Source organism: Gulosibacter chungangensis (assembly GCF_008831155.1).
Classification (GTDB): Bacteria; Actinomycetota; Actinomycetes; order Actinomycetales; family Microbacteriaceae; genus Gulosibacter; species Gulosibacter chungangensis.
The window spans coordinates 241,892-264,568 of sequence record NZ_WBKB01000003.1; the positions used below are offsets into that span (position 1 = coordinate 241,892).

20 protein-coding genes and 1 tRNA gene are annotated in these 22,677 nt (G+C 62.1%); 17 read left to right on the forward strand and 4 right to left on the reverse strand.

Annotated elements, in window-relative coordinates; translation table 11 throughout:
* From F8O05_RS06655 to F8O05_RS06675, 5 genes are all read left to right on the forward strand, one after another.
* Nucleotides 1–783 (forward strand): type 1 glutamine amidotransferase family protein, encoded by a 783-nt coding sequence (locus F8O05_RS06655; protein WP_158051975.1) that lies wholly within the window; start codon nt 1–3, stop codon nt 781–783.
* Nucleotides 784–1,070: 287 nt separating this feature from the next.
* On the forward strand, nt 1,071–1,724 hold the full coding sequence (locus F8O05_RS06660; RefSeq protein WP_158052095.1) for a uracil-DNA glycosylase: 654 nt from the start codon (nt 1,071–1,073) through the stop codon (nt 1,722–1,724).
* Nucleotides 1,725–2,312: 588 nt separating this feature from the next.
* The gene (locus tag F8O05_RS14960; RefSeq protein WP_225735782.1) at nt 2,313–4,418 is read left to right on the forward strand and encodes an HNH endonuclease signature motif containing protein; all 2,106 of its coding nucleotides are present in this window, start codon (nt 2,313–2,315) and stop codon (nt 4,416–4,418) included.
* Entirely contained in the window at nt 4,328–4,612 is a 285-nt protein-coding gene (locus F8O05_RS14965) for a hypothetical protein (RefSeq protein WP_318655811.1), read from the forward strand. Before F8O05_RS14960 ends, F8O05_RS14965 begins: the two co-directional genes overlap by 91 nt.
* Nucleotides 4,613–4,644: 32 nt before the next feature.
* Complete coding sequence (locus tag F8O05_RS06675) at nt 4,645–6,096, forward strand: amidase (protein WP_158051976.1); 1,452 nt, start codon at nt 4,645–4,647, stop codon at nt 6,094–6,096.
* A 4-nt stretch (nt 6,097–6,100) separates the two neighbouring features.
* Here the strand turns inward: F8O05_RS06675 and F8O05_RS06680 are convergent, their stop codons facing one another.
* Entirely contained in the window at nt 6,101–6,496 is a 396-nt protein-coding gene (locus F8O05_RS06680; protein WP_225735783.1) for a Fe-S oxidoreductase, read from the reverse strand.
* Between the two features lie 152 nt (nt 6,497–6,648).
* On the opposite strand from F8O05_RS06680, the gene F8O05_RS06685 reads away from it, so the two are divergent.
* Nucleotides 6,649–6,933, forward strand: coding sequence for a DivIVA domain-containing protein (locus F8O05_RS06685; protein ID WP_158052097.1), 285 nt, complete (start codon nt 6,649–6,651; stop codon nt 6,931–6,933).
* 154 nt (nt 6,934–7,087) lie between these two features.
* Entirely contained in the window at nt 7,088–8,404 is a 1,317-nt protein-coding gene (locus F8O05_RS06690) for an FAD-dependent oxidoreductase (protein WP_158051977.1), read from the forward strand.
* A gap of 41 nt (nt 8,405–8,445) precedes the next feature.
* Here the strand turns inward: F8O05_RS06690 and F8O05_RS06695 are convergent, their stop codons facing one another.
* Nucleotides 8,446–9,189, reverse strand: a complete 744-nt coding sequence (locus tag F8O05_RS06695) for an SDR family oxidoreductase (RefSeq protein ID WP_158051978.1) — start codon at nt 9,187–9,189, stop codon at nt 8,446–8,448.
* A 139-nt stretch (nt 9,190–9,328) separates the two neighbouring features.
* On the opposite strand from F8O05_RS06695, the gene F8O05_RS06700 reads away from it, so the two are divergent.
* Nucleotides 9,329–10,102, forward strand: a complete 774-nt coding sequence (locus F8O05_RS06700; protein WP_158051979.1) for a gamma-glutamyl-gamma-aminobutyrate hydrolase family protein — start codon at nt 9,329–9,331, stop codon at nt 10,100–10,102.
* 9 nt (nt 10,103–10,111) lie between these two features.
* The gene (locus F8O05_RS06705; RefSeq protein ID WP_158051980.1) at nt 10,112–10,558 is read left to right on the forward strand and encodes a hypothetical protein; all 447 of its coding nucleotides are present in this window, start codon (nt 10,112–10,114) and stop codon (nt 10,556–10,558) included.
* 133 nt (nt 10,559–10,691) lie between these two features.
* Here F8O05_RS06705 and F8O05_RS06710 read toward each other — a convergent pair whose 3' ends face one another.
* Both F8O05_RS06710 and F8O05_RS06715 read right to left on the reverse strand, forming a co-directional pair.
* The gene (locus F8O05_RS06710; protein ID WP_158051981.1) at nt 10,692–11,006 is read right to left on the reverse strand and encodes a DUF4333 domain-containing protein; all 315 of its coding nucleotides are present in this window, start codon (nt 11,004–11,006) and stop codon (nt 10,692–10,694) included.
* 165 nt (nt 11,007–11,171) lie between these two features.
* Nucleotides 11,172–11,244, reverse strand: a tRNA-Arg gene (locus tag F8O05_RS06715).
* Between the two features lie 73 nt (nt 11,245–11,317).
* Here F8O05_RS06715 and argS point away from each other — a divergent pair.
* From argS to prfA, 8 genes are all read left to right on the forward strand, one after another.
* Complete coding sequence (argS, locus tag F8O05_RS06720; protein ID WP_158051982.1) at nt 11,318–12,985, forward strand: arginine--tRNA ligase; 1,668 nt, start codon at nt 11,318–11,320, stop codon at nt 12,983–12,985.
* A 3-nt stretch (nt 12,986–12,988) separates the two neighbouring features.
* Nucleotides 12,989–13,849: an LmeA family phospholipid-binding protein gene (locus F8O05_RS06725; protein ID WP_192497069.1), complete on the forward strand. Its 861-nt coding sequence runs from the start codon at nt 12,989–12,991 to the stop codon at nt 13,847–13,849.
* Between the two features lie 176 nt (nt 13,850–14,025).
* A complete protein-coding gene (locus tag F8O05_RS06730; RefSeq protein ID WP_158051984.1) occupies nt 14,026–15,393 on the forward strand; it encodes a hypothetical protein in 1,368 nt (455 codons plus the stop codon).
* 79 nt (nt 15,394–15,472) lie between these two features.
* Complete coding sequence (locus tag F8O05_RS06735; protein ID WP_158051985.1) at nt 15,473–16,975, forward strand: diaminopimelate decarboxylase family protein; 1,503 nt, start codon at nt 15,473–15,475, stop codon at nt 16,973–16,975.
* Entirely contained in the window at nt 16,976–18,313 is a 1,338-nt protein-coding gene (locus F8O05_RS06740) for a homoserine dehydrogenase (RefSeq protein WP_158051986.1), read from the forward strand. It begins immediately after the preceding gene.
* Nucleotides 18,310–19,263, forward strand: coding sequence for a homoserine kinase (gene thrB, locus F8O05_RS06745; protein ID WP_158051987.1), 954 nt, complete (start codon nt 18,310–18,312; stop codon nt 19,261–19,263). Before F8O05_RS06740 ends, thrB begins: the two co-directional genes overlap by 4 nt.
* Nucleotides 19,264–19,432: 169 nt before the next feature.
* On the forward strand, nt 19,433–21,544 hold the full coding sequence (rho, locus tag F8O05_RS06750; RefSeq protein ID WP_158051988.1) for a transcription termination factor Rho: 2,112 nt from the start codon (nt 19,433–19,435) through the stop codon (nt 21,542–21,544).
* Nucleotides 21,541–22,635: a peptide chain release factor 1 gene (prfA, locus tag F8O05_RS06755; protein ID WP_158051989.1), complete on the forward strand. Its 1,095-nt coding sequence runs from the start codon at nt 21,541–21,543 to the stop codon at nt 22,633–22,635. Before rho ends, prfA begins: the two co-directional genes overlap by 4 nt.
* Nucleotides 22,636–22,677 lie beyond the last annotated feature (42 nt).

Below are 22,677 nucleotides of genomic sequence, written 5' to 3' on the forward strand. Positions count from 1 at the left end.
GTGAGTATTCTGCTGGCCGGAGGCGGCGAGACCGAGGCACTGCGCCCGTTCGCCGAAACATTTGTCGCACACGTAAACGCGCGTGCCTCGCAATTACCCGCGAAAGTTGCGGTGGTGGCCGCGGTGGCTCAGCCCAAGGCTTCGCTTGCCGAGATTTCGACGCTATTTGATGGTCTCGGGGTCGAGCTGGTGCCCGTGGCGGCCTCAGTGGATGCGAAGGGCTCCGTCACGCAGGGATTCGACGGTGGGGAGCTACTCACCGCCGATGGCATCGTCGTCGCGGATGGCCAGCCGCTGTCCATCCTGTCGGCGCTGGAGACCCGCGTGCCAGATGTTCGCCGGTTGGTGCACGAACAGGTGCCGTTCTTTGGAATCGGTGGTGGGGCCGTCGTGGCCTCCGAAGTTGCAATTCTTGGCGGCACCGAAATTGGTGGCGTGCGCGTGGCCCCGGACGTGGCCGGGAGCAGCGTAATTTCGGGCGAGGTTCGCGCCGAGCAGGGGCTTGGGCTTGTTGACCTCACGATCCTCTCGAATGCGGCCCAACGCGGACTCGTGGGGCTCGCCGTCGCCTGCTGTGAAGCCGGCATCGTCGACCGCATCCTCGCGCTGGACGAAGCTACCGCCCTCGAAATTTCTGAAGCGGGGATTGAACTCATCGGCACCGGCTCGCTCTGGCATGTTGTTGGGGATGCAGGGGGAGTCACCGTGAGCTCCTCGCGTGCCGCCTCGGCTGAGCATGCGGATGAGGCTGGTGACGCTGGCGAGACCGAGCCGGGTCAGTAGCTGACGATGTAGTGGGACTTGGTGTGCCTGAGCAATTGGCTGCTCTGCGCAGTTCGCTGGTCTACGCAATTGGTTGGACTGAGCAGGTGGCCGGTTGGAGTAATCGGGTTGTCCGCACAATTGGCTGGGTTAAGCAATTTGTTGGACTGAGGAATTTGCTGCAGTTGGCTGATGGCTGGTTGGAGCAATTGGTCGGTCTGAGGAATTCGCTGGTTTGAGCAATTGGCTGACGCCTCGAAGGGAATAGTGAGAACGTGACGCTGACAGAGCTGGTGGAATCGAACCGGATGGACGCGGGGTGGGCTCGAGTGCTCGCGCCGGTCGAAGGGGACCTCGCGAGGATGGGCGAATTCTTGCGGGCTGAGAACTCGGCGGGTCGCGGATATCTGCCGGCTGGCGAGAACGTGTTGCGCGCCTTCTCGCAGCCCTTTGACGCGGTGCGAGTGATCGTGGTCGGCCAGGACCCATATCCGACCCCGGGTCACGCGATCGGGCTCTCGTTCGCGGTGAACCAGGATGTGCGACCAATCCCGCGCTCGTTGGTGAATATTTATCGTGAGCTCCAGGATGATCTCGGCATTCCGCCCGCGCCGCATGGCGACCTGACCCGCTGGAGTGAGCAGGGCATCCTGCTGCTGAACCGAGCACTGACCGTGCAGCCCGGGAATGCGGCCTCGCACCGTGGCAAGGGGTGGGAGGCGATCACCGAGTGTGCACTGCGTGGGTTGGCGGAGCGCGGGGGACCGCTGGTTGCGATTCTCTGGGGCAATGACGCGCGGAAGGCTCGCGCGTTCCTTGGTGAGGTGCCCGCGATCGAATCGGCGCACCCATCACCACTATCTGCGTCGCGGGGTTTCTTCGGCTCGAAACCGTTCTCGCGCGTGAATGAACTCTTGGTTGCGCAGGGTGCGGAGCCGGTGGACTGGCGGGTTGACGGGTAGCGACCGGTTGTAATGTCGGGGCACTCGTCGGGCGGTAATCATCGGCGGTGCGGTGCCCTTCAGCTGTAACCTTTGGCCGTGCTCACCGGCCGTGCCCTTTGGTTGCAACCTTCGGCCTTGCTTACTGGCCATGCTTACCGGCCATGCCCGTCGGTCGTGCCCTTGCGAAGTAACTTTCGGCGCGGAAATGTCGTAGGTGACGTTTAGCCTTAGGTCACCTCCGTACGCGGCCATCCACACTCATTCTCACCAATCGAAAATCGAATTACTATTCGATAATTGCGTGACTTATCACTAGTTTATTCTTTCGAATCTCGATAGGGTGGAATCACTAGCCAGTCTTCCGGGAGGTGATCCACGATGTCCGTGATCGATACCACGTTTGCCGACGATGACGACTCTAATAATCATCGTGCTTCCTCCAGTGCGTCGGATGCTTGGAGCAGGTTGGGTGCAGCCGGTACCGAGTTTGCTGAGAGCGCCACTGGGCTCTCCCGAACTTCCCTATGGGATGACATCAATGCCATAGGTGCTGCGGAGTCTGAGACAGCTATCAATTGCACATCCCCAGGGGTCACAGGCAATGATTTGGGCGACGCCACGACCGCACTGACTGGCGACAGCGCCAGTGCCCCCGGTGGTGCTGGTGCTGGTGGCGGTGCTGGCGCTTCCGCGTCTGGTGCGAGCTTCACGCTGCCGGAGGGAATGTCGAGTGATGGTGACCTTGCCCGGTTGATCGCGTCGTTCACCCGCCTCACGAACGCGTATGAGCGCAGTTTCCCGTTCTCGCACGGTGTGCTCGAGGACGACCTCGAAACCGTCCCACAGGACACGCTCTTCGACCTTGTCGATGTTGCCTCGGCCGTGAACCGGCAACTGTCCGCGATGCTCGCCGTGATCGCCCAAGAACTCGCACACCGGTGCCGAGACGAGCTCCTGTCCGAACGACTCGATTTCCAATACGGCTACCGTTCCACGCCCCAGTTCATCGCGGACTGTCTCCAAATCGAGCGCCGAGACGCGCACGCACTCACCAAAGTTGGAAAAGCCATCATCGGAGAGCGCTCCCTCAGCGGCGAACGCCTGCCAGCGAAAGCCGAGATCGTCGCCGACGCCGTCCGCGGCGGAGACTTGGGGTTTGCGCACGCGCACGAGATCGTGCGCACCACCGAAAAACTCCGCAAAAACCCGAAGGTGGACCCGGACGAGATCCACGAGAGCGAACAACTCTTAGTCGATATCGCCTGCGATGGCCTGCCGTTACCCGAGTTTCGCAGTGCGATCGCGCACTTGGAGGGGTATGTGAACCCGGACGGGGTTGCCCCAACCCTGGAGGCACAACGCCAACAGCGCGGATTGACCTTCCGGACCATGTCGGAGACGGGCATGTTCCACGTCAACGGGAAATTCGACGCCGCTGACGGTGCCTATATTCGTCACGCGCTGGAAGCCGTGGTGACGGGGACGTTGCGTGCGTGCCGGGGCCATAACCACCCCGACCCCGCTAACCCCGACCCCGCCAGCCCCGACCAGCCCGCCACCGCCACCGCCACCGCCACCGCCGCCACCGTCGGCGTCGGCACTGGCGCCGCGTCCGCTGCCTCCGCGGAGACTGCAGCGACGGCTTCTGGAGAAGAAACCCCTGCCAGCGGCACCACCGCAGCCAGCGACGCACCGGGAACCGGCAGCGATGCTTCGAGTGCCGCTGCTGATGCCTCTGTCTCCGCCTCCGCCTCCGCCGCCGCCGATGCTGTTGGTTTGGAGTCCGCGGCCGCATCAGGAACGAACCCCGCACCGGAGTACCTCAGCGAAGAGACCCCGTTCCCCGACGCGAGCTTCCGCTATGACCTCGACAAAGACCCCTACCGGCGAGACCAGTTCGCCGTCGAAACCAGGACAATCGCACAGATCCAAGCTGATGCGTTCGTGGATTTCGCGAAACACGTCATCGGCTGCGACCTCGCCAAACTCCCCGGCCCGTCGACCAGCGTGGTCGTGCGCATGGGGTTGGAAGACTTCCTCCTACCCGAAGCCCTCGCCGGCTTCGCATCACCGAGCGCGCATACCGAGACTGGACCCGATGCGACGCTCGATGCCGGGGCCACGTCCGACATCAAGGCCACAGGCGACACCGACGAGGTCGCTCCCGAGACCGCTGCTGAACCCACCGGACAGGCATCTCACCGACCAACCAGCAGTTGGCCAATCGACACTGGCCCCGCAAGGCCAGACCCGGCCGCAGCGTTCCGCCCACAACCGCCCAGCACCTGTACCACCAGTAGCCCCGCGCAAACCGGCTATCCCGCGCGAGTGCATACCCGGATCGCGACGATCGACGGAAACTGTGGCGGCACAATCATCGACGTCGGCACCGCTCGCATGCTCGCCGCGGGGGCCGGAGTGATCCCAATCGTGCTCAGCTACGACTCAATCGTGCTCGACATGGAACGCGAAGTGCGCCTATTTACTCGACAGCAGCGCCAGGCGCTCGTCGAACGTGACGGGGGCTGCGCATTCTGCGGTCTGCCGCCCGGAATGACCGAGGCCCATCACATTGCCTACTGGAATGCGCATGAGGGGCGACCGATCTCGATAACGGGATCCTGCTGTGCTCCTCGTGTCACCGGCGGGTGCACGCGGGCTGGGAAATCCGGATCGTGCACGACCCCGCGGCCACCAAGAACGCTGCGCTGAACGCGATACGCAAAGGCGGCGGGACCGTGTGGTTCATTCCACCCGCAAACGTCGACCCACTCCGAGAACCACGACTCGGCGGCCGCAAGCGATTCGACCTCGGCTATCGGAAGGCGCATCCACCGGTGCCGATCCCGGGCTACGAGAACGCGTCCTGGAACAACCGGGGGCCAATATTCCGACCCAAAATCTAGGAAGCCAGAAACGGAAGACTAGGGTGAGTGCCATGAGCGAACTTCACGATCTCTCGGCCGTCGATCAACGCCGCATGCTCGCTTCGGGGGAGCTCCGCAGCCTCGACCTCGTGAACCACTATCTCGATCGCATTGCCGCGAAAAACGACGATCTGCGCGCATTTATCACGGTCACCGAAGACACCGCGAGAGAACGCGCAGCGCAACTCGACGCTGACCGTGATGCAGGCGATCCAGCAGCCAGCGACATCACCGCGGCCCCACTGTGGGGCATGCCATACGGTGACAAGGACCTCACCGATCGCGCCGGAGTGCCCACCACCTACGGATCACGAGCAATGGTTGGTTACGTGCCAACCGAATCCGCCGTAACTCCGCAAGCGATGGATGCGGCAGGCGGGATCTCACTCGGCAAAACCAACACCCCCGAATTCGGATTCCCTAGCTACACCGAGAACCTCCTTGACGGGGGAGTCGCCCGCAACCCCTGGGACCTCACCCGCGGCCCCGGCGGTTCCTCAGGCGGCGCCGCTGTCGCGACCTCCGCAGGACTATTGCCCTTCGCGCCGGGCAGTGACGGCGGCGGTTCGATCCGCATCCCCGCAGCAGCATGCGCACTCGTGGGGCTCAAACCTTCACGAGGCCGCGTACCCGGCGGCTCCGGGGTGGATGCACTGGCCGGGCTCAGCGTCGAAGGCCCAATCGCGCGGTCCATCGAAGACGTCGCACTCCTACTCGACGGGATGATTCCCCGCCGCGAGAACGGCCGACCCCGTGACCAATTCTCGCTGACAGCACCCAATAGCGAGACTTCCTACCTCGACGCACTCCACGAGCCGCAACGCCGTCTCAAAATTGGTTGGAACACCTGGTCACCCTGGGCCACCGACTACGAGATAACCCTCGAAGACGGTGCCGCCAGCGCACTCGAAGAGACCATCCACCTGGCCGAAAAGCACGGCCACCAAGTCGAAAAAATTGAGCCACGACCGTTCCCCGACTACGTACGTGCCTTTCGCGCGATCTGGCAGGGCGGTGCATCCGCCATACCCCTCGACGACGCGACACTCGAACACATCGAACCGCTCACCCGCTGGATCATCGAAGAAGGCCGAAAGCTCCCGGCCCGAACCGTCGTCGAAGCACTGCGCACACTATCCACCTTCGAACGGCAGATCATTGCGGACTACGACCCGTACGACATCGTCCTCACACCATCGCTCGCGATGTCACTTCGACCAATCGGCTGGTACGACCAAACCGATGGCAACCACAACTTCATCCAACAGTGCCAGTACACGCCCTATACGAGCTACCTTAACGTAGCGGGACTACCGGCAATCACCTTGCCAGTCGCGGCAGACCCACTGCCCTGGGGCGTTCAGGCAATCGGCCGGCCCGGAGCCGAATCAACACTGCTGCGCTTCGGCCGCGAAATCGAGCGCGTGCTCGACTGGGCCCACCGCCACCCGCCGGTATGGTGACCGCCTATCGACCGACTTTGCTGCCCCGACGCACATAGCCGCCATCCTCGAGACCCGCTTCGATCTCAAACCGGTTCTTGAGGGGATTCGCACCGGCAAATGCGTAGAGAATCGGAAAGAGCATCCCGTAGCGTCGCCACTGGCGGACGTGCACCTCTTCATGCTTCAACACCCGCGCCGACACGTTCTGGTTCGTGAGATAGACCCGACCCACACAGACTCCACCGCGCTTGAACGCCCAATTCAGCAACCCGCGCAGCACGATCAACGAATTATGCCGCTTGACCTTGCCCGTCGACAGTGGAAGTCCATAGACAAGCGCAACGCCCGTGGCGAACGCGGCACCGAGTCGAGAAATGGGGGAGTCAAGCAGGATTTCCTTGGTCAGGCGGAGGATCATGCTTCGATCATTGCATCTCATCACTGGCGAGCAACATTTCATACCCGTCTCGATCCCAATGAATTGGCCGTTTCGGTACCCAGTAACGGCCATGTCTGGCGTAACATTGCCATCGGTCCTGAACTGGACGCACCAAATCTACGGAGGCAGAAATGCGAAGTGATGAAGTGCTGAAGGAGAAGTTCCGTGCCACAAAATACTCGGTAGGTTACGACCAGCAGGAAGTCGACCACTTCCTTGACCGAGTAGTGGATAGCCTCCGGAAATACGAATCCGGAGAGTCCATTGAGCGCCAGCCCGTGACTGCCCACACCGTGCAGTCAGTTCAATTCGCTCCCACGCGTTTTCGTGAAGGCTACGACCCCCACGACGTGGACCAATTCCTCGACCGCCTGAGCCAGGCGTTCAGTGAATTCGAGCGCGGTACGGATAACTAGCTCTCTCTCAGCTTTACCAATAAATCGGCGCCCCACCAGTCAACTGGTGGGGCGCCTTGCCGTATGGCGACAGCTGCCGACAACAATCGGCGTGGCTGTTGCCGAGAATCTCGACACGGGCAATAATCAGTATCATCAATATAAGGAGTACAAATTGCCTCGTGAGAATCCGTTCAAAGAGCTGACCTCTACGGTTGCCGTGGTCGGGTCTGGCCCAGCCGGCTGCTATCTCGCTCAGGCGCTGCTCAAATCCGCGCCAAACCTAGAGATCACCATGTTTGACCAGCTGCCAACGCCCTACGGGTTGGTCCGTTTCGGTATCGCGCCGGATCATCAGGGCACGAAGGGCGTTGAGCGGCAGTTCGCGCGGCTCTTCGAAAAGCAGGGCGTTCGGTTTGCCGGGGGAGTGAGGGTCGGCTACGACTGCACTCTCGAACAGCTTCGGGAGCGATCCGACGCGGTAGTCGTCGCCACGGGGATGCATGCGGATGCTGGACTCAATATTCCGGGGATTGATCTTCCCGGCGTCTACGGCGCAGGCCGGATCACCCGGCTCCTGAACGGGCACCCACTTGAAGGCGATGGGCTCGAAGGTGACGGCATCGAGAGTCTCGGCGAATTCGTGAGCGTCATCGGGATGGGCAATGTGGCCATCGACCTCGTGCGGCTGCTCGCTAAAGAAGAGACTGACTTCGAGGGGTCGGACGTGATCGACGAGGTTCACCAGGAACTCGCGAAGGATGTCCGTGAGATCAATGTCATCAGCCGCTCGGCTCCCCGAGACTCGAAGTTTGACCCGGTGATGGTCGCGGAATTACTCGAGCTGCAGGGTGTGGCCCACACCGTACACACCGCCGGAGAGCTGCCAGAGACAGGCGCTGCAGACGCTGCCGACGCTCCGGAGCTGCATCCACGTGAGGCCGTGGTTCGACAACTCATCGACCACGAGGCGACCGGCGAGGCACGCGTAGAGGTGCACTGGTGGTTCGAGACCACGCCCGTGCGCCTGGAGGGGGCGGACCGGGCGGAACTGCTCGTGGTGGAACACGACGGTGCGGAACACACACTCGAGACCGATTCCCTGCTCACCGCGATTGGCTTCCTCGGCACGCCCGAGCAGTCGCTCATCGAGGTCAGCGAGGATGCTCGCGCCACCGGCCGTATCGAGCCGGGGCTCTACGTCACCGGCTGGCTTCGTACCGGGCCGCGCGGTGCGCTACCCGACCAGCGTAGCCAAGCGCGAGAGCTTGCCGAGCGCATCCTCGAGGACGTACTCGACGCATCCAACCGAGGCGTCAAAGCAGCGGGACTTGGCGACCTGGAATTCCCCGAGGCCACCTCATATCAGGATTGGCAGGCCATCGATGAGTTCGAGCGGGCGAGTGCTCAGCCCGGACGGGTCCGCAAGAAAATCACCACGACCCAGGGGTTCACCGACGTCATCGAAACCCACCGTGACATGCAACGCTGACCCCGAACTCGTGCCGGGGCAGCGCACAGTGTGAGTACGAGCTAGCGCTGCATTGCGAGCCACTCGCGATAGGTCTGCGTGCCGAGCCTCGCTCCCGGGCCGGGCAGCAGGCTGCCATCGCGCATGCTGCGGCCGAAGCGGCCCGGTAGTGGGAATTCCAATACCCGATTCGAGCTATACGTCACGCTGAAATATTGCCGGACCATATCGGGCACCGTGATCTCCTCCGGCCCGCCGAGATCTTGCGCGTATCCGATCGGCTCTGCTGCGGCCAACCGGACAAGTTCCTCAGCGACCTCGTGCACCGCAACTGGCTGCGAACGCATCGTCGGGATAAATCGAAGATTTCCCACGCCGTAACGCTCAGCGATCTGTTTGCCGAATTCATGAAACTGAGTGGCACGCAGCACCGTCCAACCGCCGGGCTCGCGGCGTAGGATTTTCTCCTGCGCCGCCTTGCCCGCGTAGTATCCCGCATTCGTCTTCGCCGCACCGATGATCGAAATCGCCACGTGGTGACGGATGCCGAGTTCCCGTTCTGCCGCGAGCAGGTTTCGAGTGCCGCGGGCGATGAACATGACTGCCTGTTTAGCCTTGGCCGTGGCGATCGAGGAAGCATCGATCACCGCATCCACACCCTCGAGCGCGGGCAAGACCTGTTCGAATACCGTGATATCGACACCGGCACGACGTGACAGAGCCGCCGTCTCATGACCGGCTGCTGCCGCGGCCGTGATGACCGCGCTGCCGAGCAATCCCATGCCGCCGATCACTGCGATCTTCATGGAAGCTCCCTTGCGTATTGCCAATCACCGTCAGCAGCAGGCTACTCGCCCCGGCACAAGGCCAGCGCATAGTTGCAGCGCATAGTTAAGGGCACCGGATAGTTATTAGAAGCCCGTAAGACCTGCTATAACGAATGTTATGAGTGCTCAAGTTCCCTTCCTGCTGGTCGTTGACGGCACCAATGAGCGTGCCGACCAGACCTTCACGAACGTGCTCGACACGCTCACGCAGCAGGTTGTTGCCGTGGCTCGAACGGTGGGCTGGTTGCCGAATCGGCTCTACATCGGCGATGTGTCAGAGGAAGCGGTTCGCGAAGCTTATAGCCGAGCAGACGCGGTGGTCATCATGGGTGGCGAAGACGTCACCCCTGAACTCTATGGTCGCGGGGTCGACTATCCCGAGTCGGGAAATCACCTGCGCGTGGCGGATGAACGAACCACCGAACTCGTGCGCGAATCGGTCGCCAATGGCAAGCCCGTTTTCGGAATTTGCCGCGGCCTGCAGCTGATGAACGTTGCATTAGGCGGCACTCTCATACAGCACCTCGAGACGGCGGATGCACACCGAAAGACGGGCCGAGAGGAACACGAGTTCGTGAAGCATCCGGTGTCGCTCATTGAGGGGTCGAAGCTACGCGAGATCCTGGAACAGCCGGAGATCGACACTGAGTCCTCGCATCACCAGGCAGTGGATGCGCTGGGTCAGAATCTTCGGATCGCTGCGGTTGCGCCCGACGGCACGGTCGAAGCAATCGAGCATGAAACCGCACCGGTGCTTGCGGTGCAGTGGCATCCCGAGTCCCTCGGTTCAGACCCGGGACAGCTGGAAACGCTACTGCGGGGGCTCCTGGAGTACCTTCGCGCCTACAACCAAAGTGCGATCCCTGCGGCGGAAGCACCTACGGCCCTTTAGCCTCGGGTTATGAACTCCGAGCCGCAACCAAATCAGTCCGCGCAGAACTCCCAGTACGCCGATAACCCGTACGCGAATAATCCGAACTACGGCGGCTACACCGAGGCGCAGCAGGCCGACACGACTTCTACATCGAGCACCGGCGGTTCGCCCGCGTTTGTCGTCGCGATCATCACCCTCACGGTAGCCGTCGTTGTGTCCTGGTTGAGAACAATCCTGTTGTTCTTCGTGGTCTCCGCTCCGATGATGGGGCTCATCAACATCTTCCTGTCGCTGCTAGTCATCGCACTGGCTGTGGTTGGTGTGATCATGGGCAGTATCGGCATGAAGCAAGACGCGGGTCGCGTGAAGTCGGCAATAGGATTCGGCATTTCGCTAGCCATTTTGGTGACCGTTGCTGCTGGCTGGATTGGGAGCACGCTGGTGAGCTTCGTGGGTACTGCTGTGGCCGTTTAGGTACCGGCATGCCACGGCTTGAGCACTGAGAGCCGAGCATTAAGAACCCAGCACTAAGAACACTGCGTCGGGCATCCTCTCGGTAAAGATGCCCGACGCAGTGTTTAGGTGATGGGGTGGTGTGCCCGAGTGGCTACTCGCCGGTCTGGCCGGCCGGGACGTTGACGTCGAACTCCACATTGGTGCCGTCAACATTCGTGACGGTCATGATGACGTCATAGCGGCCGCCATCCTGGTCGTAGAGGTCGCAGGTCAACTCCGCGCCAACCTCACCTTCGAGGTCTCCGGGGCAGTCAACTTCAGGGGTGAAGCCGAGCTGGCCTTCGAGGCTCGCTGCGGCTTGTGCCTCGACTTCGTCGGCAGCGACGGTCAAGGATGTGCTGCAACCGGCGAGCGCGAGGCCGACGACTGCGAGGGCGCCAAAACTTTTCAATGCAGTGCGTTTCATGCTTCTAAGCTTGGCGTGGTTTCCTCGGTTATACCTGGTCGGCACGCCAAGTTCATGCGGAAGACTTACGCGGCCTACGACTTCCATGCACGGATGTGCGCGGCAAACAAGGCCCGAACTCCGGGCCGATATTTAATCGGGCTGGAGTTCGGGCCTTGCGAGTCGTGCCCCCGACAGGAGTCGAACCTGCGACCTACGGTACCGGAAACCGGCGCTCTATCCACTGAGCTACGGAGGCAACTCCGAAAGCTTAGCAGCATTCCGGAGGTCCATTGAGCAAGCACGTGCCGCAAGGCCTACCATTGACCCTGATGAACGACGCGACTCTCACCTCTGCTCTGGCCGCATCTATTCGCGCGGCACTCGACCGCCGTGAAGGTGGACAAGAGATCACCCTCTCTGAGGACGACCTCAAGCTTGAACGACCCAAGAACCGAGATCACGGTGACTGGGCCTCCAACGTAGCCATGCGCTTTGCGAAGCGTGTCGGCACGAACCCCCGCGAACTTGCGCAGGAGATCGCGAGCGGCCTTGAGGAAGACCCCTCGGTGAAGAAGGTCGATGTTGCAGGTCCCGGGTTCATTAACATCACCCTCGACGAGGCGGCAGCCGGTGAACTCGCGCGCGAAATTGTAGCGGCGGGGGAGACCTACGGTTCGAACCAGGCGCTCACCGGCCGCAACATCAACCTCGAGTTCGTCTCGGCAAACCCAACCGGGCCCATCCACCTCGGTGGTGCGCGCTGGGCCGCGGTCGGCGATTCGCTCGCCCGGGTGCTCGCCAACGCCGGCGCCGAAGTGACCCGCGAGTACTACTTCAATGACCATGGAGCCCAGATCGACCGCTTCGCGAACTCGCTTGTCGCCGCACACCTCGGCGAGCCGACTCCCGAGGACGGCTACGCGGGCCAGTACATTATCGACATCGCCAATCAGGTGGCGGCTGAAAACGCGGCTGAGCTTGCGGCAGCAAGCGATCGTGACGCTAAGCAGGAAGTTTTCCGCAAGCACGGCGTTGAGCTCATGTTCGGGGCTATCCGCGAGAAGCTCGAAGAGTTCCGGGTGCACTTCGATGTGTTCTTCCACGAAGACACCGTGCACACCGACGGCTCGGTTGAGGCGGCGATCCAGAAACTGCGCGGCCTGGGCCGCATCTTCGACGAAGACGGCGCTGTATGGCTACGCACCACCGACTTCGGTGACGATAAGGACCGCGTGATCGTCCGCTCCAACGGCGAACCCACCTACTTCGCCGGTGATATCGGCTACTACCTCAACAAGCGCGAACGCGGCTTCGATGAGTGCCTCTACATGCTCGGCGCCGACCACCACGGTTATATCGGCCGCATGATGGCCATGGCTGAGTCCTTCGGCGATACCCCCGGCGTGAACATGCAGATCCTGATCGGCCAGATGGTGAACCTTGTCAAGGACGGCGAACCCGTGCGGATGTCGAAGCGCGCCGGGAACATCGTCACCCTCGATGACCTCGTCGATGCCGTTGGCGTGGATGCCGCCCGTTACTCCCTCGTGCGCTCCTCGACGAACACCTCGATGGACATTGACCTCGACCTGCTGGTGAGCCGCTCGAACGACAACCCGGTCTACTACGTGCAGTACGCGCACGCCCGCACCAGGGCCGTGAATCGCAATGCCACGGAAGCCGGCATCAACGGGGACAACTTCGACCCCGCGACCCTCACGCATCCCACCGAGAACAACCTGCTCGGGCAACTGCGCGAGTTCCCGCGCATCCTCGAGGTCGCCGCAGTCGAGCGCGAGCCGCACCGCGTCAGCCGCTACCTCGAGGACCTCGCCGCCGCGTACAACCGCTGGTACGACCAGACTCGCGTAATCCCGCAGGGTGATGCGCCGGTCGAGGCCGTGCACTCGAGCCGCTTCGTGCTCAACGAGGCAGCAGCACAGGTGCTTCGCAACGGCCTGACAATGATCGGCGTGGTTGCGCCGGACCGGATGTAACTGGTGACGCAGCACGCGCAGCAGCCGCATTCGAGCAGCAGCGGTCACGACCAAGAACTGCCGGACTACGGGCAGCCCGCGTACGAACTACCCGGGTACGGCGAGCAGACGCATAGCCGTAAGCGGGGCGTGCACTGGGGCTGGGTGATCGGCACCCTCACGGTGCTGCTGGTCATCCTCGTGGTGGTCGCCGAAATTCTGGCGCGAATCGTGGTTGGCCAAGTTGCCGCGAGTCAGATTGAGGACGCGATGCCGGAGGCAGTACGCGCAGATGTGGAAGCCTCCCCGACCGGCTGGTGCGTACTGTGCGAAGTCATTGGCGGGGAACTGTCCGGGCTCGACGTTGAGGGCAAGAACGTGGAATTCGGTGGCGCCCGCGGCACCATTGATCTGCGCGCGGAGGGAATCACCCTGACCGATCCCGTGGCGCTCGATGGCGCGGAAGGCACGGTTGAGATCGGTGAGGCCTCGCTGAATAAACTGCTCGCCTCGACGGCGGAAGAATACGGCTTTACGGTGCACGGACTCGATCTCAAAGACGGTGTCTTCGGGTACACGACTGAAGTTCAAGTGTTCGGTATCGAAGTGCAGATTCGGGTAGATGCGAGCGCCCGCATGCAATCCGGTGGCCGCATCCAAATCAACGCCGAGAGCCTGTCCATTCAAACCGGGGCCGCTCCGACCGATATTCAGCTCAATCCCGAGAACTTCACCCTCGAATTCTGCGTGGCCGAGCACCTGCCTGAAATGCTCGAAATCACCTCGGTGGAGGTGGTGGATGACGCCCTGGTCATCGGCTATCGAAGCACCGAACCGTTCACCCTCACCGAGGATGCCTTTCAGACCCGCGGAAGCTGTAGTTAGACAGCAGACGCTGCAGACGCAATCTGGTTCGGCAATTGGCGTTGGGCCGAACGCTATTCGGGCTCATCCCGACGATGGAATTCCCGCCCAGGAGATAGGGATGCCCCTGACTGGGTGGTTCAATAGTGGTGTGCGCGAGGTATCGCGAATCCCCGTGGATCGAAGGAGTAGTAGCTATGACGTACGACCCGAACGCTGGTAACCAGAATCCCTGGGGCCAGAAGCCGGGCGACCCGAACAATCCCGGGAATGCTTACGGCCAGAACCAGTACGGCCAGAACCAGTACGGCCAAGACTCATACGGGCAGGATTCGTACGGTCAGCAGGCCCAGTACGGGCAAGATTCGTACGGACAACAGGGTGGCGACCAATACGGTCAGCAGAACCAGAGCGGCTCCGGCCAGTCTGGCGCAGCTGGCGAGTACGGTTCCTACGGTGCTTCGCAGTCCGGGTCGTATGGGGACCAGGGCTATAGCGGCTCCGGGGACTATCCCCAAAATCAGACCGTCTATGGCGATAGTGGCCAGGGCTATGGGCAGGATGCATCTCAGCAGCAGTCCTATGGCTACGGGCAGGATGCATCCCAGTCGTCCTCGGGCTACGGCCAGTCAGGATATGGCCAATCGGGCTACGGTCAGGGCGGTTACGGTCAAAGTGGCGCGGGCGACTACGGCGAGTCAGGCGCCTACGGCCAATCGGGTGGGTATAACCAAGGAGCCGGTTACGGGCAACGTGGTTATGACCAGAACGCCGGGTACGGTGCCGGAGGAGGCGCGGGTGCGTACGCACCCGCGGCGGCTGGCCCCACGCAGCCCAAGAAGGGTAAGGGCCTGCTGATCGGCCTCATCGCCGGTGGTGTCGTGGCGCTGCTGGTTGTGGTCGGACTAATTTGGGAATTTGCCGGTCGCGGTGGCGCGGGTAACACCTATGTCGCACTCTTCGAAGAGCAGGGCATCGAGATTAATGGTGAACAGGCCGAAGGTGATCTCAAGGGATCCTTCGGCGGCGGCTCGTACGTCTTCGAATCCTTGGGCGGTGAATTCTCCAAGGTCGAAGTCGCCGGCCCGGAACTCGTGGCTAATGACATTCCCTATGACATCACCTACACGCTGCTTGGTGCGCCGTCGAACGGTGAGGGAACCGTGGACCGCGTCCGGGTGGACGTGGATGTTCCGGCCGACGCAATTATGGACGTGTTCTTCAATGAGTCGGAAGCTTCTGAATTTGAAGGCATGGACGTGCAGCTCACCAGCGACGGCCTCAGCATGTCGATGGAGCAGTACGGGTCCACGATGGAAATGACCATGCAAATCTCCGCGGTGGAGGGCTGGATGGTCATGGAAATTACCTCGATGACCGTTGACGGTGTCGACTACCTTGAGGAATTCGGTGCCGAAACCAAGGAACAAATCGACCCCTGTGAGGACACGGATTACGAGTCCTACGTCACGGAAGCTCAGGTGGATGAAGAAGGTATGCACTTCCAGTGGGAGGTCGACGACGTTGCGACTTCTTATCTCGCGATGACGACCTGCATGAGCTAAGAGTTCGGTGCATAAACCGGCTTGACGGAAGTTCGGCCAAGCGCGGCGGAGGCGTGTAGTTGCCGGTAGGATAGCCGGGATGCACACCTCCGCCGCTTCTTTTCAGCCCAGCCCACTTGCGCCCGAATGGCTCGAATATCCCGCAGATAACGTGAATCACCTCGATGAGGCGGTTTGGTCGACCACGGCGAGCCGCACCGATGACGGTGAACTGCAAATTGGTGGCATTCGTGCCAGCGCACTGCTGGAACAGTTCGGTTCGCCGCTGTACGTGGTCGATGAAGCTGACGTTCGCGGCCGTGCAGCCGCCGCCGCACGTGATTTTGCTGCCGCCTTTGCCGAAATCGGTGCGGAGGTAGAACTCCACTACGCCTCGAAAGCATTCCTCTCGATCGATATCGCACGCTGGATGGCCGAAGCTGGTCTCGGTTTGGATGTTGCCTCGGGTGGCGAACTCGAGGTCGCGCTGGCAGCGGGGACAGATCCGGCCCATATCGGGATGCACGGCAACAATAAGTCTGTCGCGGAGATTACTCGAGCGGTCGAGGTCGGTGTGGGGTCGATCATTATTGACTCGCTGCAGGAGGTCGAGCGGATTGCCCAGGTAGCTCGGGAGCTCGGCAAGGTGCAGCCGGTGATGGTGCGCCTGAACGCGGGCATACACGCATCCACTCACTCATATCTTGCGACCAGCCACGAGGACCAAAAATTCGGGCTCACCTTTGACGTTGCCAGGCAGGCCGTCGCGCGCATCCGCGAACTCGATTCGCTTTCCCTGTTGGGGCTGCATTCGCACATCGGTTCCTCGATTTACGAGGCCGCAGGCTTTGGCGCCGCGGCCGAAAAACTCATGCGCTTCCGCGCGGAGCTGCTTGCCGACGGTCCCGTCCCCGAGGTGAATCTCGGTGGCGGTTTCGGTATCGCCTATCTGCCGAGCGACAATGCCCCGAAGCTCGCCGACCTTGCCCGAGGCATTGCCGCGGAGGTGGCCAAGGCCTGTGAAGACACCGGCAGTGATCTGCCGAAGATTACCTTCGAGCCTGGCCGATCAATCGTTGGCCCGGGCGGCACAACGCTCTACACCGTCGGTACGACCAAGGCGGTGTCGGTGCCCCTGCAGCACGAGGACTCACCACAGGAAACGGCGTCGCAGGACAACCCGGCAGTCGAGCACCAGCAACAGGGCGAGCACCGGGATAGCGCCGAGCGTCTCTACGTTTCCGTGGACGGTGGCATGAGCGACAACATTCGCCCTGCGCTCTATGAATCTGACTACACCGTGCGCCTGGCCAATCGTGAATCCACCGCCACACCGCAACTCGTGCGCGTGGTTGGAAAGCACTGCGAATCAGGCGATATCGTAATCAACAGTGACTATCTGCCAGCAGATGTGGCTCCCGGCGACCTGCTTGCGGTGCCCGCGACCGGTGCCTATTGCTGGGCCCTGTCCAATCACTACAACTATCTTGACCGTCCCGCCGTGGTGGCAGTTCGAGACGGTGCTGCCCGCACCCTGATCCGCCGCATCACCATTCAAGACCAGCTTGCCGCAGACGCCGCCTGGTCACCCAAGGAGAGCTAGATGAACGAGAAACGCGCCATCAAGGTTGCCCTGCTCGGAGCAGGTTCAGTGGGCAGCCAGGTCGCCCGGCTGCTGCTTGAGCAGGCGGATGAGTATGAGCGACGAGTTGGCACGCGCCTCGAACTTATTGGGATTTCGGTTCGTAACCCCGATGCCAATCGCGACGCCGACTTGCCGCGAGAGCTGTTCACCACGGATGCGCAGACCCTGATCGTCTCCGCCGATATCGTCATTGAGCTCATGGGCGGCATCACCCCGGCCCGTGAATTGGTGACCCTCGCGCTGGAATCCGGTGCTGACGTGGTGACCGCCAATAAGGCACTCCTCGCACATCACGGGGCCGAGCTCTTTGAACTTGCCGAGCGTGTTGGCGCACAGCTGTACTACGAGGCCGCCGTGGGCGGCGCAATTCCGATCATTCGACCGCTGCGCGAAAACCTCGGCGGTGACAAAGTTGAGCGCATCCTCGGCATCGTCAACGGCACCACGAATTACATCTTGGACCGGATGCACACTCGCGGCGACAGCTTCGACGAATCGCTGCGTATCGCCACCGAACTCGGCTACGCCGAAGCTGACCCGACCGCGGACATCGAGGGCTATGACGCTCAGCAGAAGGCCGCGATCCTCGCATCCATTGCCTTCCACACCAAGGTTCCGGTAGACCAGGTCTACCGGGAAGGCATCACCCAAGTTTCGATCGAACAGATTGAGGACGCGAAGCGCGCCGGATACGTCGTGAAGCTGCTCGCCATTTGTGAGCGCCTCACCGACGAACAGAACGGTGGTGAGAAGGTCTCGGCCCGGGTCTACCCGGCACTTGTCCCTGAAACCCACCCGCTCGCAAGCGTGCACGGTGGCAATAACGCGATCTTCGTTGAGGCGAAGGCCGCGGGTTCCCTAATGTTCTACGGCGCCGGTGCTGGCGGTGTTGAGACCGCTTCGGCAGTGCTCGGTGATCTTGTTGCCGCAGCACGCCGCCACCTGCTCGGTGGGCCCGGTTCGGGCGAGTCGATGGATGCAGACCTGCCTATCGTGCCGGTGGAAGAAATCCTCACCAGCTACCATATCTCGCTCGCCGCAGAGGACGAGGCGGGCATCCTCGCTGGAATCGCGCAAACCTTCGCCGCACAACAGGTTTCGGTCGCCACACTCGAACAGGCTGCACCGACCGAAACGGACGATGAAGAAGGCACGGGTGATTCGCGTGCCACCCTTGTGATCGGTACACACCTGGCAACGGAAGGCGCGCTTTCTGGCCTTGTCAAGGCTCTTGCCGACAGCCCTGCCGTGCACCAGATCAACGGTGTGCTGCGCGTTGAGGGCGTGCACGCATGAGCGCGGTAACACCGGGCCGCTGCGTAAAGGTCCGCGTCCCCGCGACGAGCGCCAACCTCGGTCCCGGCTTCGACACGCTCGGCCTCGCCCTGGCGGAATACGACGAATTGACCGTCGAGGCACTGGCACCGGGAGAGCTCGATATTGAGGTTGAAGGGGTCGGTGCGGATGAAGTGCCGACCGATGAATCCCACCTGGTGATCAGCACCATCTTTTACGCACTCCAGCAGCTGGGGTTCGACAAGCCGGGGCTGCGCCTGCGCGCGAACAACACCATTCCCCACGGTCGCGGGCTCGGCTCGTCCGGGGCAGCGATCGTGGCCGGTATTGTCGCGGCAGCTGGCCTCGTGGAGGACCAGCAGCAGGTCTCGGACGACACGCTTCTGAAACTCGCAACCACCCTCGAGGGGCACCCCGACAACGTCGCGCCCTGCCTGTTTGGTGGCCTGACCATTGCTTGGGTGACCGCGAGCGGCGAGCCGCGCTCGAAGAAGCTGATGGTGGACCGCGGTGTCTCGATCGTTGTGCTGGTACCCGAAGAAACCATGTCCACCTCGGTGGCTCGTTCGCTGCAGCCCTCGCAGGTGCCGCACGCGGATGCAATCTTCAACCTATCGCGCGCGGCACTGCTGGTCGCTGCGCTGTCGCAGAGTCCCGAGTTGCTTTTCGAATCGACCGAAGACCGGCTGCACCAGAGCTATCGCGCCGCGGCAATGCCGAAAACCAAGGAACTGATCGACGATCTGCGAGCTGAGGGCCTGGCTGCAGTGGTATCGGGCGCCGGGCCGAGCGTGCTCGTGCTCTGCGACGACCCCGCCGACCGTCTGCGTGCAGCTGAGATTGCCAAATCCCGTACCGATACAACATGGACGGCATATCTCACGGCAGTTGACATTCAGGGTGCTACAGTTGAGGAAGTTTCAAAACAGACGGTGTCACCGTCGGCGTAGTGCTCTATTGCACGGCCTGAGGAACGAATTGATGTGAGGCAACACCGTCATTCCATGCGGATCAGTTCTTGCCGGTTTTGCGTAAGGACGCTCGGAATGCACCATGCCTCGCTTGTTTACATGTGCTGTCTCTTCGACGAGCGCATTTCAACCCAAGGAATTTTCAACTATGACTGACACTCCAGAAAACGCCGACGTGAAGTCGGCATCGGGAGCAACGGAAGATCGTCCGCTCGGCTCGATGCGGGTTGCCGATCTTCAAACCATCGCGCAGGGACTCGGCATCAAGGGTGCCGCGCGGATGCGCAAGAACGTATTGATCGAAGCCATCGAGGCCGCTCGGTCGGGGGCCGCAACACAGGCCGGCGGCGCATCCGCACCGGCCGAGGCACCAGCGACCACGGGCAAATCGACTCCGGAGGAAAAGCCGGAGGAAGCTGCGGCGAGCGCGAAGGCTCCCGCGAAGGATGCTCCGGCCAAGGAAACTGCTGCGAAAGAAGCTGCAGCCAAGGAACCTGTCGACCAAGCGATCGATGAGACCGTCAAAATCGAATTGCCGCAGCGCAGGGCCAAGGCCCCGGCCAAGAAGGACGAGGGTGCAACTGCCGTTGCGGACCTCCTCGACGAGGCACTCGACAACGTCGGCAAGACCGCGGATGCCTCGAAGTCTGATGTCTCGAAGTCTGAGGATCAGAAGGATGCCGCCACGAGCGAGCGCCCTGCGCGCGGCCAGCGTGGCCGCCAGCAGCGTGGCGAACAGCGTGGTGATCAGCGTGCCGACAAGGGCGGTGACCAGCGCGGTGCTGACCAGCGCGGTGCAGACCAGCAGGGCGCAGGCTCAGCCGGCCCGAAGACGCTGGACGACATCATCCTGCCGCCCGCGCGTGATGAAAACGCCGACGAGGACACCTCGGAGGGGCGCGACAACCAGCAGGGCGGCCGCAAGCGCAGCCGGAACCGCAACCGCGGCAAAGGCCAGCAGGCTGATGAGCAGCCCCAGCAGAAGGAAGAGCAGCAGGGCCCGGCCAAGTCGGGGCCCCGTGGCGACGATCAGAACGGTAAACAGCAGAACACGCGCCAGCGCGACCGTAAGCGCAATCACCGCGACGATGCCGACCCGGAGATCGCACCGGATGACGTACTGCTGCCGATTGCGGGCATCCTCGATGTCCTCGACAACTACGCGTTCGTGCGCACCTCGGGCTACCTCGCGGGTGTCAACGACGTCTACGTTTCGCTCGGCCAGGTGAAGAAGTACGGTCTGCGTAAGGGTGATGCGATCGTCGGCGCAATCCGTCAGCCGCGCGAGGGGGAGCACCACGGTGGTCGCCAAAAGTACAACGCACTCGTGCGCGTGGACACCATCAACGGTGAGACCCCGGACGCGAACCGCGAACGCGCCGAGTTCGACAAGCTGACGCCGCTCTACCCGAGCGAGCGCATCGAACTCGAAACCGAGAGCGGTCACGCCGCACAGCGGATGATTGACCTGTTTGCACCCATTGGTAAGGGCACCCGCGGGCTGATCGTGGCTCCACCGAAGTCCGGTAAGTCGATCATGCTCGAGCGCATCGCGAATGCGATCGCGCAGAACAACCCCGACACCCACCTCATGTTGGTGCTGGTTGACGAGCGCCCCGAGGAAGTCACTCGCCTCGAACGCACCATTCACGGTGAAGTTGTGGCCTCGACCTTCGACATGCCAGCCGAAAACCACACCACCATCGCCGAACTCGCCATTGAGCGCGCCAAGCGACTGGTTGAACTCGGCCTCGACGTGGTGGTGCTGCTCGACTCGATCACGCAGCTGTGCCGCGCCTACAACCTGACTGCACCCGCATCCGGCCGCATCATCGCCGGGGGAGTGGACGCCTCTGCGCTCTACCCGCCGAAGCGATTCTTCGGCGCCGCGCGCAAGGTCGAAAACGGCGGTTCGCTCACGATCCTCGCCACCGCGATGGTTGAGACCGGTTCTCGTACCGACGAAGTGATCCTCGAAGAGTTTGCCGGGACCGGAAACATGGAAATCCGTCTTTCGCGTGAAATCGCCGACAAGCGGATCTTCCCGGCCCTCGACATGCAGCAGTCCTCGACCCTGCACGAAGACCAGCTACTCAGCCCCGACGAGCTCGAAGTGACCTGGCAGATTCGCCGCGCGCTGCACGGTGATGCACAGGCTTCGCTCGAAGCTGTGCTGGAACGGATCTCCTCGACTTCCTCGAACGAAGAGTTCCTCGCCTCGGTGCGCGCGAACCCGATTAGTACGGTGACTGCAAAGTGAGCCGCGCCGAATTTAGTGATTCCGTCAGTGCCCTGCGCACCGAATACGGTGAGTTGCAGGACCAGCTCGTCGACCCTGAGCTGCACTCCAACGCTGCCCTGGCGAAGAAGGTAAACCGCCGCTACGCGGAGGTTTCGCAGATTCTCGCGGCCGATGATCGTGCCGCCGCGCTTGAGGACGACCTCGAGGCGGCACGGGAACTCGCCGACGAAGATGAAGCCTTTGCGGCCGAAGCCGAGAGCCTTGAAACGGAACTCGCGGAGCAGATTGAGAAACTTCGTCGACTGCTGATTCCACGTGACCCGGACGACGGGCGTGACGTGATTATGGAGATCAAAGGCGGCGAGGGTGGCGAGGAATCGGCACTCTTTGCGGCAGATCTGCTGCGCATGTACACCCACTACGCGGAAGAGCGGGGGTGGAAGATCGAGCTGCTCGACAAGACCGAGTCCGATCTTGGCGGCTATAAGAACGTCCAGATCGCGGTGAAGTCCTCCTCCTCCGATCCCGCCGATGGCGTGTGGGCCTCACTGAAATATGAGGGCGGCGTACACCGCGTGCAGCGAGTGCCGGCGACCGAGTCGCAGGGCCGCATCCACACCTCGACGACGGGCGTACTGGTCTTCCCCGAAGTGGATGAGCCGGAAGAGATTCAGATCGATCAGAACGATCTGAAAATCGACGTGTATCGCTCTTCAGGGCCCGGCGGCCAGTCGGTGAACACCACCGACTCGGCGGTGCGAATCACGCACCTACCGACCGGCATCGTGGTCTCCATGCAGAACGAGAAGTCGCAGATCCAGAACCGTGCGGCAGCCATGCGCGTGCTGCAGGCTCGACTGCTAGCTCGTCAGCAGGAAGAAAAAGCGGCAGCAGAAGCCGACCAGCGCGCTTCGCAGATCCGGTCGATGGACCGTTCTGAGCGCATCCGTACCTATAACTTCCCGGAGAACCGCATTGCGGATCACCGCACCGGGTACAAGGCATACAACCTGGATGCAGTGCTCGACGGAGCGCTTGGCCCGGTCATCGAGTCGGCAGTTCTTGCCGACGAGGAGGCCCGCCTCGCCGAACTTAGCGATAGCAACTAATACACACACGCTCATTGAGCCGAAAAACGCTCGAGAGTCCAC

What these genes read in the sequence shown, in the direction of transcription:
- F8O05_RS06660 (WP_158052095.1), top strand. Translation starts at nt 1,071, where the DNA reads ATGGACGCGGGGTGGGCTCGAGTGCTCGCGCCGGTCGAAGGGGACCTC.
- F8O05_RS06675 (WP_158051976.1), top strand. Translation starts at nt 4,645, where the DNA reads ATGAGCGAACTTCACGATCTCTCGGCCGTCGATCAACGCCGCATGCTC.
- F8O05_RS06680 (WP_225735783.1), bottom strand. Translation starts at nt 6,496, where the DNA reads ATGATCCTCCGCCTGACCAAGGAAATCCTGCTTGACTCCCCCATTTCT.
- F8O05_RS06685 (WP_158052097.1), top strand. Translation starts at nt 6,649, where the DNA reads ATGCGAAGTGATGAAGTGCTGAAGGAGAAGTTCCGTGCCACAAAATAC.
- F8O05_RS06695 (WP_158051978.1), bottom strand. Translation starts at nt 9,189, where the DNA reads ATGAAGATCGCAGTGATCGGCGGCATGGGATTGCTCGGCAGCGCGGTC.
- F8O05_RS06700 (WP_158051979.1), top strand. Translation starts at nt 9,329, where the DNA reads ATGAGTGCTCAAGTTCCCTTCCTGCTGGTCGTTGACGGCACCAATGAG.
- F8O05_RS06705 (WP_158051980.1), top strand. Translation starts at nt 10,112, where the DNA reads ATGAACTCCGAGCCGCAACCAAATCAGTCCGCGCAGAACTCCCAGTAC.
- F8O05_RS06710 (WP_158051981.1), bottom strand. Translation starts at nt 11,006, where the DNA reads ATGAAACGCACTGCATTGAAAAGTTTTGGCGCCCTCGCAGTCGTCGGC.
- argS (WP_158051982.1), top strand. Translation starts at nt 11,318, where the DNA reads ATGAACGACGCGACTCTCACCTCTGCTCTGGCCGCATCTATTCGCGCG.
- F8O05_RS06730 (WP_158051984.1), top strand. Translation starts at nt 14,026, where the DNA reads ATGACGTACGACCCGAACGCTGGTAACCAGAATCCCTGGGGCCAGAAG.
- F8O05_RS06735 (WP_158051985.1), top strand. Translation starts at nt 15,473, where the DNA reads ATGCACACCTCCGCCGCTTCTTTTCAGCCCAGCCCACTTGCGCCCGAA.
- F8O05_RS06740 (WP_158051986.1), top strand. Translation starts at nt 16,976, where the DNA reads ATGAACGAGAAACGCGCCATCAAGGTTGCCCTGCTCGGAGCAGGTTCA.
- thrB (WP_158051987.1), top strand. Translation starts at nt 18,310, where the DNA reads ATGAGCGCGGTAACACCGGGCCGCTGCGTAAAGGTCCGCGTCCCCGCG.
- rho (WP_158051988.1), top strand. Translation starts at nt 19,433, where the DNA reads ATGACTGACACTCCAGAAAACGCCGACGTGAAGTCGGCATCGGGAGCA.